13 protein-coding genes and 1 tRNA gene are annotated in these 12,531 nt (G+C 72.6%); 8 read left to right on the top strand and 6 right to left on the bottom strand.

The genetic code is table 11. From position 1 onward, the window contains the following. Positions 1 to 5: 5 nt before the first annotated feature. On the bottom strand, positions 6 to 695 hold the full coding sequence (locus J2X64_RS08255) for an NADPH-dependent F420 reductase (RefSeq protein ID WP_310152216.1): 690 nt from the start codon (positions 693 to 695) through the stop codon (positions 6 to 8). A 142-nt stretch (positions 696 to 837) separates the two neighbouring features. On the opposite strand from J2X64_RS08255, the gene J2X64_RS08250 reads away from it, so the two are divergent. Then, positions 838 to 1,194 (top strand): hypothetical protein, encoded by a 357-nt coding sequence (locus J2X64_RS08250; protein ID WP_310152213.1) that lies wholly within the window; start codon positions 838 to 840, stop codon positions 1,192 to 1,194. A 103-nt stretch (positions 1,195 to 1,297) separates the two neighbouring features. On the opposite strand, the gene J2X64_RS08245 is transcribed toward J2X64_RS08250, so the two are convergent. Beyond that, positions 1,298 to 1,380, bottom strand: a tRNA-Leu gene (locus tag J2X64_RS08245). Positions 1,381 to 1,535: 155 nt separating this feature from the next. Between J2X64_RS08245 and J2X64_RS08240 the strand changes: the two genes are divergently transcribed. Genes J2X64_RS08240 through pknB form a run of 7 tightly spaced genes read left to right on the top strand, consistent with a single transcriptional unit; the run spans position 1,536 to position 10,180 of the window. After that, positions 1,536 to 2,363, top strand: coding sequence for a DUF3662 and FHA domain-containing protein (locus J2X64_RS08240; RefSeq protein ID WP_310152210.1), 828 nt, complete (start codon positions 1,536 to 1,538; stop codon positions 2,361 to 2,363). A gap of 9 nt (positions 2,364 to 2,372) precedes the next feature. After that, positions 2,373 to 2,876, top strand: coding sequence for an FHA domain-containing protein (locus tag J2X64_RS08235; protein WP_310152207.1), 504 nt, complete (start codon positions 2,373 to 2,375; stop codon positions 2,874 to 2,876). Positions 2,877 to 2,888: 12 nt separating this feature from the next. Then, positions 2,889 to 4,241, top strand: a complete 1,353-nt coding sequence (locus tag J2X64_RS08230; RefSeq protein ID WP_310152204.1) for a protein phosphatase 2C domain-containing protein — start codon at positions 2,889 to 2,891, stop codon at positions 4,239 to 4,241. Further along, complete coding sequence (locus J2X64_RS08225) at positions 4,238 to 5,614, top strand: FtsW/RodA/SpoVE family cell cycle protein (protein WP_310153183.1); 1,377 nt, start codon at positions 4,238 to 4,240, stop codon at positions 5,612 to 5,614. Before J2X64_RS08230 ends, J2X64_RS08225 begins: the two co-directional genes overlap by 4 nt. Continuing rightward, on the top strand, positions 5,611 to 7,068 hold the full coding sequence (locus J2X64_RS08220) for a penicillin-binding transpeptidase domain-containing protein (protein WP_310152200.1): 1,458 nt from the start codon (positions 5,611 to 5,613) through the stop codon (positions 7,066 to 7,068). Before J2X64_RS08225 ends, J2X64_RS08220 begins: the two co-directional genes overlap by 4 nt. Further along, a complete protein-coding gene (locus J2X64_RS08215; RefSeq protein ID WP_310152197.1) occupies positions 7,065 to 8,324 on the top strand; it encodes a serine/threonine-protein kinase in 1,260 nt (419 codons plus the stop codon). Before J2X64_RS08220 ends, J2X64_RS08215 begins: the two co-directional genes overlap by 4 nt. Continuing rightward, positions 8,321 to 10,180 carry a Stk1 family PASTA domain-containing Ser/Thr kinase gene (pknB, locus tag J2X64_RS08210; RefSeq protein WP_310152194.1) on the top strand — a complete coding sequence of 620 codons (1,860 nt, stop codon included), beginning with the start codon at positions 8,321 to 8,323 and terminating at the stop codon, positions 10,178 to 10,180. Before J2X64_RS08215 ends, pknB begins: the two co-directional genes overlap by 4 nt. 24 nt (positions 10,181 to 10,204) lie before the next feature. Here pknB and J2X64_RS08205 read toward each other — a convergent pair whose 3' ends face one another. The 4 genes from J2X64_RS08205 to J2X64_RS08190 are packed head-to-tail and all read right to left on the bottom strand — an operon-like array spanning position 10,205 to position 12,500. After that, positions 10,205 to 10,864 (bottom strand): aminodeoxychorismate/anthranilate synthase component II, encoded by a 660-nt coding sequence (locus tag J2X64_RS08205; protein ID WP_310152192.1) that lies wholly within the window; start codon positions 10,862 to 10,864, stop codon positions 10,205 to 10,207. After that, the gene (locus J2X64_RS08200) at positions 10,861 to 11,064 is read right to left on the bottom strand and encodes a hypothetical protein (RefSeq protein ID WP_310152189.1); all 204 of its coding nucleotides are present in this window, start codon (positions 11,062 to 11,064) and stop codon (positions 10,861 to 10,863) included. The genes J2X64_RS08205 and J2X64_RS08200 overlap by 4 nt, the downstream gene beginning before the upstream one ends. A gap of 3 nt (positions 11,065 to 11,067) precedes the next feature. After that, positions 11,068 to 11,751 carry a class E sortase gene (locus tag J2X64_RS08195; RefSeq protein ID WP_310152187.1) on the bottom strand — a complete coding sequence of 228 codons (684 nt, stop codon included), beginning with the start codon at positions 11,749 to 11,751 and terminating at the stop codon, positions 11,068 to 11,070. Further along, positions 11,748 to 12,500, bottom strand: coding sequence for a DUF881 domain-containing protein (locus J2X64_RS08190; protein WP_310152184.1), 753 nt, complete (start codon positions 12,498 to 12,500; stop codon positions 11,748 to 11,750). Before J2X64_RS08190 ends, J2X64_RS08195 begins: the two co-directional genes overlap by 4 nt. Between the last annotated feature and the right edge of the window lie 31 nt (positions 12,501 to 12,531).

The raw sequence follows: 12,531 nt of genomic DNA, 5'->3' as shown, positions 1-12,531 counted from the left end.
CCCGCTCAGGACTGGTGGCGCCGGCGCGACTGCGCCGCGCGGTCCGCGACGTCCGACGCCGGCACGGGGCGGCCACCGGCCGACCAGTCCTCGGGGTCCGCGGCATACATGAGCCCGTATGCCGCCGTGTCCGGCTGGGTGCGCCAGCCCTCGGACAGCGGTCCGAGGTCGACGGTGTCGTAGCCCAGCTCGTCGAGCAGGCGGGTGACCGTGCCCTTGGCGGCACGGTCGTCGCCGGCGATCGCCAGGGCGCTGCGGTCCGGGGCACCCGACGGGCGCCCGAGGGTGGCGAGGTGCTCGAAGTAGATGTTGTTGAACGCCTTGACGACGCTGGACTCCGGCAGGTGCTGCTGGAGCAGCTCGGAGGAGGTCGTGGACTCGTCGTCGAGCCCCGGGAAGGAGCCGTCCCGCTGCGGGTAGTAGTTCATCGTGTCGATGACGACCTTGCCGCGCAGCGGCTCGACGGGGACGTCCCGCAGGGCGCGGAGGGGGATGGTCACCACGACGACGTCCCCGGCCTCGGCAGCCTCCTGGGTCGTGCCCGCGCGGGCACCCGGGCCCAGCGCGGCGACCAGGTCTGCGAGGGTGTCCGGACCGCGGCTGTTGCTCATCACCACCTGGTGACCGGCCGCGAGGGCGAGACGGGCGACGGTGCCGCCGATGTGACCACTGCCGATGAAGCCCCACGTCGTCATGAGCGGTGCAACTGCGGGTCCCTCACCGGCATTCCGGGCCGGCATCCGGGACCGCGCGCCCGGGTGACCAAAGGCCCTTCGTGCCACGGCCCCGGACCCCGAGGCTGGACCCAGCAGGACGGACCCGGGAGGAGTCGCCACCATGAGCACGATCGAGCGAAGGGACCGCAGGCAGGCCCCTCAGGACGAGTCGAGCCGCCACCTGGTCACCCGGTCGTGGCTGGTGCTCCTCGCCCTGCCCCTGTCGTTCGCGGCGGGGTTCGTCGCGGCGTACCTGCCGTACGCGTTCACCGACTGGCAGGAGAGCGACCCGACGCCGCTGTGGTTCGCCCTGCTGGTGGCCGTGCTGGGCATCGGCGTCACCTGGATCCCGGTCGGGGTGTCCGGGGTGCTGGCGCGACGCGCGCTGTTCGCCGGGCGGCCGGGCGCGTGGGCGCCGCTGCTGCTCGACGTCCTGCTGACGCTGGCCGCGCTCTCGTGGATCGTCATCAGCGTCTGAGTCGCGGCTCGTTCCTCGCCGCTCCTCCCCAAATCCCGCCGTGTCACCAAGTGAACGAAGAAGGACCCCGACGAAAAGCGTGTCGGGGTCCTTCTTCGTTCAGTGCGCAAGGGGGGATTTGAACCCCCACGCCCGTAAGGACACTGCCACCTGAAGACAGCGCGTCTGCCGTTCCGCCACTTGCGCGTGGACGGCCCCCATTGTGGGGTACGTCCCCATCGTTCGCCAAACCGGGTGGCCTGCGGGCGCACATCTGAGGACGACCCTCCGCACGGCGGCACGGCTCCACCCGGCCGACCCGGTTACGATCGTGTGCCGGACACACGGAAGGAGTGCGAGAGGTGGGACTGTTCGACCGCGTCGAGCGGCGCCTCGAGCGTGCCGTCAACGGTGCCTTCGCACGGGCCTTCAAGTCCGAGGTGCAGCCGGTCGAGATCGCGAGCGCGATCCGCCGGGCCATGGACGACCGGGCCGCCATCCTCGGCCCGGGGCGCACGATCGTCCCCAACCTCTACACCGTCGAGCTCTCCGACACCGACTACGACCGCCTCGGCGGTTACGACGAGGAGCTCGAGAACGAGCTGATCGCCGCCGCCCAGGAGCACGCAGAGTCCCAGCGCTACCAGCCCGGGGGCCCCATCCAGGTCTCCTTCTCCAGCGCGAACGACCTCGAGACCGGCGTGTTCCGGCTGCGGACCTCCACCGCGCGCCGCCCCGGAGCTGCCCCGAGCCGTGCGGCCTCGCCCGCACCGGCCCCTGCCGCCGCCCCGGCACCGGTGCCCCCGCCGATCTCGGCCCCGGACGCCGACGGCCTCGAGGCCACCCAGCGCCAGGCGCCGGTCCAGCCGGCACCGCCCCGGCGCCCCAACCCGGCCGACCGGCCGTGGCTCGACGTCGACGGCGAGCGCTACCCCCTGATGGGCGCCATCACGGTGCTCGGGCGGGACGACAGCGCCGACATCATCCTCGACGACCCCGGCATCTCCCGGCGCCACAGCGAGATCCGGGTCACCCACGACGGCCCGCACCTGGTCGTGAGCATCAAGGACCTCGGCTCGACCAACGGGACGTTCGTCAACAGCGAGAGGATCAGCAGCCAGCGCCTGTCCGACGGGGACCGGATCACGGTGGGCCGCACCTCTGTCGTCTACCGCGCCGGTCGGCGGTGATGTCCCCGCATGAGTGAGCTCACCCTGACGATCATCCGCCTCGGCCTGCTCGTCCTCCTGTGGGTCTTCGTGTTCAGCGTCGTCGGCGTGCTGCGCGGCGACCTGTACGGCACCCGCGTCATGAGCCGGACCCCGCGCAAGCCGTCGCGTCCCGCCCGCGGTCCCGCGGCGCCGCCTGCCCGCGAGCAGCCCCGCCCGGCCAAGCGCCAGCCGCACTCCACCGCCCCCCGCACGCTCGTCGTCACCCAGGGGTCGCTCACCGGCACCTCCCTGCCGCTGCGCGAGGCCGGCACGGTGATCGGCCGCAACCCCGAGTGCGCGCTCGTGCTCGACGACGACTTCGCCAGCGGCCGGCACGCCCGCGTGTTCCAGCGCGACGGTGCGTGGTTCATCGAGGACCTCGGCTCGACCAACGGCACCTGGCTGGGCACTCAGCGGCTCACCGAGCCCGTCCGCGTCGAGGCGGGCACCAGCCTGCGCATCGGCAAGACCGTCATCGAGCTGCGGCGATAGGCAGCGACCACGATGCCCTTCGCGTTCAACTATGCCGCCCGCTCCGACGTCGGGATGGTGCGGTCGGAGAACCAGGACTCCGGGTATGCCGGGTCCCGGCTCCTCGCCATGGCCGACGGCATGGGCGGGCACGCCGGCGGTGACATCGCCTCCTCGGTGGTGATCGGTGCGCTGGCCGACCTCGACGACGAGGCCCACGGGTCCGCCGAGGCGAGCAAGGCGCTGCTCGAGCGCATCGAGCGCGCCAACGCCGAGCTCGCCGACATGGTCCGCAGCGACCCGAGCCTGCACGGCATGGGCACGACGCTCATCGCGATCCTGCGCTCGCGCAACAAGCTGGTCCTCGCCCACATCGGCGACTCCCGCGCCTTCCTCGTCCGCGACGGCGAGGTCACCCAGATCACCAAGGACCACTCGTTCGTCCAGAGCCTCGTCGACGAGGGCCGGATCACCGCGGACGAGGCGATCGGCCACCCGCAGCGGTCCCTGGTCACCCGGGTCCTCACGGGTGCACCCGACGACGAGCCGGACATCGCCGTCCGCGAGGCCCGGGTCGGAGACCGCTACCTCATCGCCTCCGACGGCCTCACCGACTACGTGGCGGCCGACACCGTCGCCGAGGTGCTCACCGCCGGGGAGTCCCCGGGCCGCACGGCCGACCGGCTCGTCGAGCTGGCCCTCAAGGCCGGGGCACCGGACAACGTCACGATCGTCATCGGGGACGTCCTCGACGCCACCCGCGCCCAGGAGACCCCGACCCAGCCGCAGATCGTCGGCGCCGCGGCCTCCCGCGGCGGGCGCGGCGGCACCCGCCCCATCCCCCTCACGCCCGCAGGCAAGGCGGCAGCCCTCGCCCGCGAGGCAGCCGGCGAGCAGGACGACGACGACGGGGTCCCCCTGGCCGAGGAGGGCCCGGCCGGACCGGGACGGTGGGTGCGCCGGCTCGCGCTGCTGCTCGTCGTCCTCGTCGTGGTCGGCGGCGGCGCGTACGCGGCATACGCCTGGACCCAGCGCCAGTGGTTCGTCGGGGCGCACGGCGGGCAGGTCGCGGTCTTCCAGGGCGTGTCGCAGGACATCGGCCCGGTGAGCCTGTCGCACGTCGAGCAGCAGACCGACGTGCAGGTCTCGGACCTGCCGGACTTCTACCGCAACAAGGTCCAGTCGACCGTCTCCACCGACACCCGCAAGGCCGCCGAGACGCTGGTGGAGCAGCTGCGGATGGAGGCCTCCCGCTGCGCGGTGGCCCGCGCGACCGGTAACGAGTGCGACGGCTCCGGCTCGACCACGCCGACGCCGTCGACCACGACCACCCCGAGCACGACGGCCGGCCCCACCAGCAGCCCGTCGACCACCGCCAAGCCATGACGACCGTCTCGAGCCATCCCCCGCGCACCCGCCGCAACGTCGAGCTGGTGCTGCTGCTGATGGCCGTCGGCATCGTCGTGCTGGCGTACGTCAACGTCTCGCTCGCCGTCAGCGGCAGCGTCCCGCCCGGCCTGACGACCCAGGTCGCCGGGCTGCTGGTGCTCGCCGTCGGCTTCCACCTGCTGCTGCGCTGGAAGGCCGCGTACGCCGACCCGCTCCTGCTGCCGATCGTGACGCTGCTCAACGGCCTCGGCCTGGTCATGATCCACCGGCTCGACCTCGCGCACGGGCGCTCGCTCGGCGAGGGGCTGGCCCTCAAGCAGCTGACCTGGAGCGCGCTGTCGGTCGCGATCGCCGCCGGCGTCATCTGGCTCCTGCGCGACCACCGCGTCCTGCGCCGCTACACCTTCACCGCGGCGGTCGCCGCGTTCGTGCTGCTCATCATGCCGCTCGTGCCGGGCATCGGGCGGTCGGTCTACGGCTCCCGCATCTGGATCGGCCTGGGTCCGTTCACCTTCCAGCCCGGTGAGGTCGCCAAGATCCTGCTGGCGATCTTCTTCGCCGGGTACCTCGTGCAGACCCGTGACGCCCTGTCGCTCGCGGGACGCAAGTTCCTCGGCCTGACCTTGCCACGTGGGCGCGACCTCGGCCCGATCCTCGTGGCGTGGGCGCTGTCGCTCGGGGTCCTCGTCTTCGAGACCGACCTCGGCTCCTCGCTGCTGCTGTTCGGCCTGTTCGTCGCCATGCTCTACGTCGCCACCGAACGGGTCTCGTGGATCGCGATCGGCATGACCCTGTTCTGCGCCGGTGCCTACGTCGCGTACCTGATCTTCGGCCACGTGCAGGAGCGGGTGCAGCTGTGGCTCGACCCGTTCGCCCCGGGGCAGTCCGACCAGGTCGCCAAGGGCCTCATGGGGATGGCTGCCGGCGGCCTCCTCGGCACCGGCCTGGGCCGCGGACGTCCCGACCTCACGTACTTCGCCGAGTCCGACTTCATCGTCCCGAGCTTCGGCGAGGAGCTCGGCCTCATCGGCGTCTTCGCCCTGCTGATCTGCTACGTCCTCATCGTCGAGCGCGGCATGCGCACCGCGATCGGCGTGCGTGACGGCTTCGGCAAGCTGCTCGCGGCGGGCCTGGCGTTCTCGGTGGCGCTGCAGTGCTTCGTCGTCGTCGGTGGCGTCACGCGCGTCATCCCGCTCACCGGCCTGACCATGCCGTTCCTGTCCTACGGAGGGTCCTCGCTGCTGGCCAACTGGTCGCTCGTCGCGCTGCTCCTGCGGATCAGCGACCGCGCCCGGCGCCCCGTGGCCGAGGTGCCGGAGGGCCCCAGCGCCGCCGCCGAGGCCCGCACGGAAGTGGTGCCGGTCCGGTGAACGCCCCCATCCGCCGCCTGTCGACCGTGGTCGCGCTGCTGTTCAGCGCGCTGCTCGTGTCGACGACCCTCATCCAGTTCGTGCAGGCCAGGTCGCTCAACGAGCGGCCGGACAACCGGCGCACCCTGCTCGCGACGTACGCCCGCGAGCGCGGGCAGATCCTCGTCGGCGGCGCCCCCATCGCCAAGTCCGTCCCCTCGAAGGACGAGCTCAAGTGGCTGCGGACGTACCCCAAGAAGGACCTGTACGCGCACGTCACCGGCTACTACTCGTTCACGTACGGCGCGGGGGGAGGCATCGAGGGGGCCGAGGACTCGCTGCTGTCCGGTGCCTCGGACAAGCTCTTCTACCGCCGGGTGTCCGACATCCTCACCGGCAAGGAGCAGACCGGCGCCAGCCTCGAGCTCACCCTCGACGCCAAGGCCCAGGCCGCGGCCGACAAGGCCCTCGGCAACCAGCGGGGGGCCGTCGTAGCGCTCAACCCCAAGACCGGCGAGGTCCTCGCGCTCGTGAGCCACCCGTCGTACGACCCGTCGGTCCTGAGCAGCCACGACACCACCAAGGTCGTCGCCGCCTGGAAGAAGCTCAACGCCGACGGTGACCGGCCCATGGTCGACCGTGCCATCGCCGGCAACCTCTACCCGCCCGGGTCGACCTTCAAGGTCGTGACCACGGCCGCGGCGCTGGAGTCCGGCAAGTTCACCGAGGAGAGCCAGATCCCGGGTCCGGCCACGCTCGACCTGCCCCAGACGACGGTCAACCTGCCCAACGACGACCGCCGCCCCTGTGGGCCGAACGACAAGACCTCCCTCACCCACGCCCTCGAGATCTCGTGCAACACGGCATACGGCTGGCTCGGCATGCAGGTCGGCGCGGACGCGTTCCGCGCGCAGGCGGCCAAGTTCGGCATCGGCGACCGGCTCTCGATCCCCATGACGGTGACGCCGAGCAGCGTGCCGGCCCAGCTCAACGAGCCGCAGCTCGCGCAGTCCGCCATCGGACAGTACGACGTGCGCGTCACGCCGCTGCAGATGGCCATGGTCGCCGCGGCCATCGCCAACAAGGGCATCGTGATGAAGCCCTACCTCGTCTCCAAGGTGACCTCCTCCGACCTCGAGACCATCGACGAGGCCCAGCCCGAGCAGCTGTCCCAGGCCGTCTCCGCCAACACCGCGGCCGCTCTCACGCGGATGATGGAGACCGTCGTGAAGTCCGGCACCGGCACCGCCGCGCAGATCAGCGGGGTCGAGGTCGCGGGCAAGACCGGCACGGCCCAGCACGCCACGGGCCAGCCGCCGCACGCGTGGTTCATCTCGTTCGCGCCCGCCCAGGACCCGAAGGTCGCGGTCGCGGTCGTCGTCGAGGACGGCGGCAACGCCGGCAGCGAGGCCTTCGGCGGACGCGTGGCCGCCCCCATCGCCAAGGCCGTCATGGAAGCGGTGCTGGGCAGGTGAGCTTCGAGACCGGCCAGGTCCTGGCCTCCCGCTACCACCTCACCGAGCGCATCGCGGCCGGCGGCATGGGCGAGGTCTGGCGCGCCCACGACGCCACCCTCGACCGCGACGTCGCCGTGAAGGTGCTGCGCCCGGACGGCTCGGACGACGCTGCCTTCGTCGAGCGGTTCCACGCCGAGGCGCGGCACAGCGGCGGGCTCAGCCACCCCAACATCGGCACCGTCCACGACTTCGGCGACGACTCCGGCACGGCATACCTCGTGATGGAGCTCCTCGAGGGCGAGCCGCTCTCGGCGATCATCCGCGAGCGGGCACCGCTGCCGCAGGAGGAGGTGCGCGACATCCTCGTCCAGACGGCCCGGGCCCTGCAGGCCGCGCACGAGGCGGGGGTCGTGCACCGCGACGTGAAGCCGGCGAACATCGTCGTCAACGCCGACGGGTACGCCAAGCTCACCGACTTCGGCATCGCCCGGGCGCTCAACGAGGCGCCGATGACCCAGACCGGCGAGGTCCTCGGCACCCCGCACTACCTGTCGCCCGAGCAGGCGCAGGGTGAGCCCGCCGGCCCCCTGAGCGACGTGTACGCCCTGGCGGTGGTGGGCTACGAGATGCTCACCGGACGCCGGCCGTTCTCCGGCGACACCATGGTGACCACCGCCCTGGCGCACGTCAGCCAGCCGGCGCCGCAGCTGTCGGACGAGATCGGCGAGCCGCTGCGCACCACCGTGATGGCGGCCCTGGCCAAGGACCCCGCGAAACGCCCCCCGAGCGCGGCCGAGTTCGCCGAGGCCCTCTCCCTCCCCGACGGCGAGGTTCCCGAGCACCTCCTCCCGGGGGCACGTTCGGCCGTCTCGCCTGTCGTGGCCGGCGCCCCCGGCCTGGCACCGGACGAGGCCCTGCCCACGTCGGTGCTGGTCACCACGCCGGCCCAGGCCGCCCTGCGCGTCACGGAGAGCACGGTCGAGCACGACACCCGGCGCCCGGCGTGGCTGCTCCCGGTCGTCGGGCTCGCCGCCGTCCTGCTCGTCCTGGTCCTCGCGCTCGCCCTCGGCGGACGTGCCGGCGGCTCCACGTCCGGGAAGACCACCAACCCGACACCCGCCGGCAGCGTCACCACAAGGGCGACCTCGTCAACCCCGACGACCGCGCGCACGACCAGCACGACCACGACCGCGAAACCCGCAGCCAGCCAGCCCCAGCCGCCGCCCGCGCACCAGCCGGGCAAGGGCAAGGGCAAGGGAGAGAAGAAGAAGTGATCGCACGACAGGTCCTCGGGGGCCGCTACGAGGTCGGCGAGCTCCTCGGCCGCGGCGGCATGGCCGAGGTCCACCTCGGGCACGACACCAGGCTCGGCCGACCCGTGGCCGTCAAGATGCTGCGCTCCGACCTCGCGCGGGACAGCTCCTTCCTCGTCCGCTTCCGCCGCGAGGCCCAGTCCGCGGCCGGCCTCAACCACGCCTCGATCGTCGCCGTCTACGACTCCGGCGAGGACACCGTCACCGAGGCCGGCGGCGCCACGCGGCCCGCCCCGTACATCGTCATGGAGTACGTCGAGGGCCAGACGCTGCGCCAGCTGCTCGGCGAGCGCTCGCCGCTCGACCCCTCCGAGGCGGCCCGGATCACCGAGGGGATCCTCGACGCCCTCGCCTACAGCCACCGGATGGGCATCGTCCACCGCGACATCAAGCCCGCCAACGTCATGGTCGGCCGGCACGGCGAGGTCAAGGTCATGGACTTCGGCATCGCCCGCGCGATGGCCGACGCCAACGCGACGATGACCCAGACCCAGGCCGTCATCGGCACCGCCCAGTACCTCTCGCCCGAGCAGGCGCAGGGCAAGCACGTCGACGCCCGCTCGGACCTGTACTCCACCGGCTGTCTCCTCTTCGAGCTGCTCACCGGGCGGCCGCCGTTCCAGGCCGACTCGCCCGTCGCCATCGCCTACCAGCACGTCGAGCAGGCCCCGCTGCGGCCGTCGGCGCTCAACCCCGACGTCCCGCCCGCGCTCGACGCCGTGGTCCTGCACGCCCTTGCCAAGGACCGCGAGGCCAGGTACCAGGACGCGACCGCCTTCCGCGCCGACCTGCAGGCCGCGCGGCTCGGCCGCCCGATCAGCGACGGCGCGCGCGGCACCGCCGCGGTCGCCGGCGCCGCCACCACCGTGGCGATGGCCCCGCTGTCCGCGGCGGCCACGACGGTGATCCCCACCCAGACCGGGTATGCCGGGGCGCCCGCGGCCGAGCACGGCAACACCGCGACCCTGCCGGCCATCGGCCACGACCCCGACGACGAGCCGCGCAGGCGCCGCGGCTTCGCCTACGTGCTGCTGCTGCTCGCCGTGGTCGGCGCCCTCGCCCTGCTCGTGCTCGCCGGCAAGTCCCTGCTCAACCGCGCACCCGACACCACTGCGACGGTCACGGTGCCCGGCGTCGTGAACCTGCCGGTGGAGACCGCAGAGGCCAGGATCCGCGCGGCGGGCCTGGTGCCCGAGCGGATGGACGTCGCCAGCCCCAAGGACGTGGGCACGGTGGTCGACCAGAACCCCGGCGACGGCGAGAAGGCCCCCAAGGGCAGCCAGGTCCAGCTCAGCGTCTCCAAGGGCCCGGACACGGTGCAGCTCCCCGACCTCAAGGGCTACGGCCAGGACGAGGCCCGCACCGCGCTGGCCAACCTCGACCTGACGGTGGCCTCCGAGGTGAAGACGGTCGACGACTCCGGCGTGGACAAGGGCAAGGTCGTCGAGACCTCGCCGTCCGCCGGGACGACGGTCTCCGCCGGCAGCGAGGTCGTGCTGACCGTGTCATCGGGCAAGGTGACCGTGCCCGACGTCGTGGGTCGCACCCGCAACGACGCCTCGGATGCCCTGAGCCAGAAGGGGCTCAACATCAAGACCGTGTTCAAGGAGAGCACCGAGCCCGAGAACACCGTCATCGCGCAGAGCATCAAGGCCGACACGAAGGTCGACGACGGGACCACGATCACCATCACGGTGGCGCAGGCCCCCACGCCGACCCCGACGACGACCACGACGACGACCCCGACCACGCCACCCACGACGACGACCACGACCCCCACGCTGCCGACGCTGCCCACCACCCCGCCGGCCTCCTGAGGCGCGCGGGAAGGAGCCGCTGCGTCAGTCGCCGGCTGCGACCACGCGCGCGACGCCCTCGGCGTCCCGCACGAGCGGGCTGAGCCCGGCCGACCGCTCGACGGCGTCGTCCAGCCCGCACAGCACCAGCCAGTTCGCCAGGATCCGGTGACCGCCCTCGGTGAGGACGCTCTCGGGGTGGAACTGCACCCCGTGCAGCGGCAGGTCCCTGTGGCGGGCGGCCATGATGATGCCGGACTCCGTGTGGCCGTTCGGCAGCAGCTGGTCCGGCACCGTGGCCGGGTCGATGGTGAGCGAGTGGTACCGCGTCGCGGTGAACGGCGACGCCAGCCCCTCGAGCACGCCCGTCCCGTCGTGCAGGACCCGCGAGGTCTTGCCGTGCAGCAGCTCGGGGGCGCGGCCGACAGTGGCCCCGAGCACGACGCCGAGCGCCTGGTGGCCGAGGCAGACGCCGAGCATCGGCTGGGCGCGCTCACCACAGGCCTCGATCATCGCCATCGACACCCCGGCCTCCTCGGGGGTGCCGGGGCCGGGGGAGACGAGGACGCCGTCGAACTCCGCCGCGGCGGCTGGGCTGATGGCGTCGTTGCGCACCACCTCGCACTGCGCGCCGAGCTGCTGGAGGTACCCGACGATGGTGAAGACGAACGAGTCGTAGTTGTCGACGACCAGGACGCGGGTCATGCCGCCACCACCTTCGAGACCGTGATGTGGGCGGCCGAGCCACCGTCCACGGTGTTGTCGTTGAACGGCATCGACGGCGCGATGCGGGGGAAGAGCCACAGGAAGCAGAACGCGACCACCGCCGCGAGCAGCACGAGCGCGAGCAGCACCCGCACGACGAGAGGGCCGGGCAGGGCGCGCCAGATCGCGGCATACAGCACGGGTCAGTCCCCCTTCGGGGCGGCGAGGGTGCCCACGGGCAGCCCCTTCGCGCGCGGGTAGGTCCTGTCGAGCTCGGCGAAGACGACGTAGCGCTGCGCCGCGCTGTACTTGGGGTGGCAGGCCGTCATGGTCATCCAGCGCCCCGTCGGCTTCGCGCCCGGCTTGTCGGGGACGGGCGCGATGACGCGGACGGCGGTGGGGTCGACGATCTCGTGCCGCCGCACGACGTACACGCTGTAGGCCTGCGCGGTCTCGACGACGATCTTGTCGCCGGGGCGGAGCCGGTCGATGTCGTGGAAGGGCCGTCCGTACGTCGTGCGGTGGCCGGCCACGGCGAAGTTGCCGACGGCGCCGGGGCCCGCGGTCCCGGTGTAGTGCCCCACGCCCTCCTGCAGGATGTCGAGGCTGGTGCCCTCGAGCACGGGGCGGGCGTAGTCGGCGCCGAGCCGCGGGATGCGCAGGATCGCGAAGGCCTCGCCGAACGGGACGGCCCTGGGCGTCTCGCTGGCCGGGGTGGAGCGCCCTGTGCCGAAGTCGCGGGTGAGGGCGTGCACCGTGTCGCCCTGGACCCGGTTCGCGGTGACGTCGGTCCACCACAGCTGCCAGGCCACGAAGAGCAGCAGCAGGGCCCCGGCCGTGACGAGCAGGTCGCCGACGAGGCCGAGCGACCAGCGCAGTGCCTTCACGAGCCGGTCCTGGCGAACTGCAGGTTGATCGAGCCGGCGTACGCGGGGAACGTCTGCTCCGGCTTGGTCTGCAGGTCGTAGCCGAGGCCCACGGCGTCGACGTACTGCCGGTAGATCTGCACCGACGGGCTGGTGTCGAGCGCGGCCCGCAGCGCCATCGGGTCGCCCATCGCGGTGATGACGTAGGGCGGCGAGTAGACGCGACCCTGCAGGATCAGGGTGTTGCCGACGCACCGGACGGCGCTGGTGGAGATGACCCGCTGGTCCATGAGCATCATCGCCTCGGCGCCGCCCTGCCACAGTGCGTTGACCACGGCCTGCACGTCCTGCTGGTGCACGACGTAGTCGTCGACGGTGAAGCCGTCGGGCAGCGGGTCGGGCACGTTCTTGGCGTCGGTGAGGGTGACCCTGACGGTCGGCCCGGTGACCGCCTCGGTGCCCGCCGCCAGCTGCAGCCTGTCCGCCTGCCGGGTGAGCTGGGTGACCCGCAGGTCACCCGGCGCCTGCTTGGCGGAGAGCTGGTCGACCTGCGCGCGCAGCGACCCGACCTGCTGGGCGGCCAGGGCGTTGGTGCGGGTGTGCTCGCGGATGAGGCCGGGCAGGTCCGAGGTCGAGGACCGCAGGTCGGTGCCCTTGGCGGTCGCGGCACTGGTCGCGAAGAGGATGCCCGCACCGAGCGCCACCAGCGGGACGAGCGCGGACCAGGGCGTCGGGCGGCGGGTCAGCCACGTCAGCTTCTGGTCCGGCATGGCACTACGCTATGCCACACGTCACGGCGGC

This window comes from Phycicoccus sp. 3266, assembly GCF_031456495.1.
In the GTDB taxonomy this organism is placed as follows: Bacteria; Actinomycetota; Actinomycetes; order Actinomycetales; family Dermatophilaceae; genus Pedococcus.
This window is presented reverse-complemented; position numbering and strand designations above follow the sequence as displayed.

Excerpts from the sequence above, each read along its gene's own strand:
- J2X64_RS08255 (WP_310152216.1), bottom strand. The coding sequence starts at position 695 with ATGACGACGTGGGGCTTCATCGGCAGTGGTCACATCGGCGGCACCGTC.
- J2X64_RS08250 (WP_310152213.1), top strand. The coding sequence starts at position 838 with ATGAGCACGATCGAGCGAAGGGACCGCAGGCAGGCCCCTCAGGACGAG.
- J2X64_RS08235 (WP_310152207.1), top strand. The coding sequence starts at position 2,373 with ATGAGTGAGCTCACCCTGACGATCATCCGCCTCGGCCTGCTCGTCCTC.
- J2X64_RS08230 (WP_310152204.1), top strand. The coding sequence starts at position 2,889 with ATGCCCTTCGCGTTCAACTATGCCGCCCGCTCCGACGTCGGGATGGTG.
- J2X64_RS08225 (WP_310153183.1), top strand. The coding sequence starts at position 4,238 with ATGACGACCGTCTCGAGCCATCCCCCGCGCACCCGCCGCAACGTCGAG.
- J2X64_RS08205 (WP_310152192.1), bottom strand. The coding sequence starts at position 10,864 with ATGACCCGCGTCCTGGTCGTCGACAACTACGACTCGTTCGTCTTCACC.
- J2X64_RS08190 (WP_310152184.1), bottom strand. The coding sequence starts at position 12,500 with ATGCCGGACCAGAAGCTGACGTGGCTGACCCGCCGCCCGACGCCCTGG.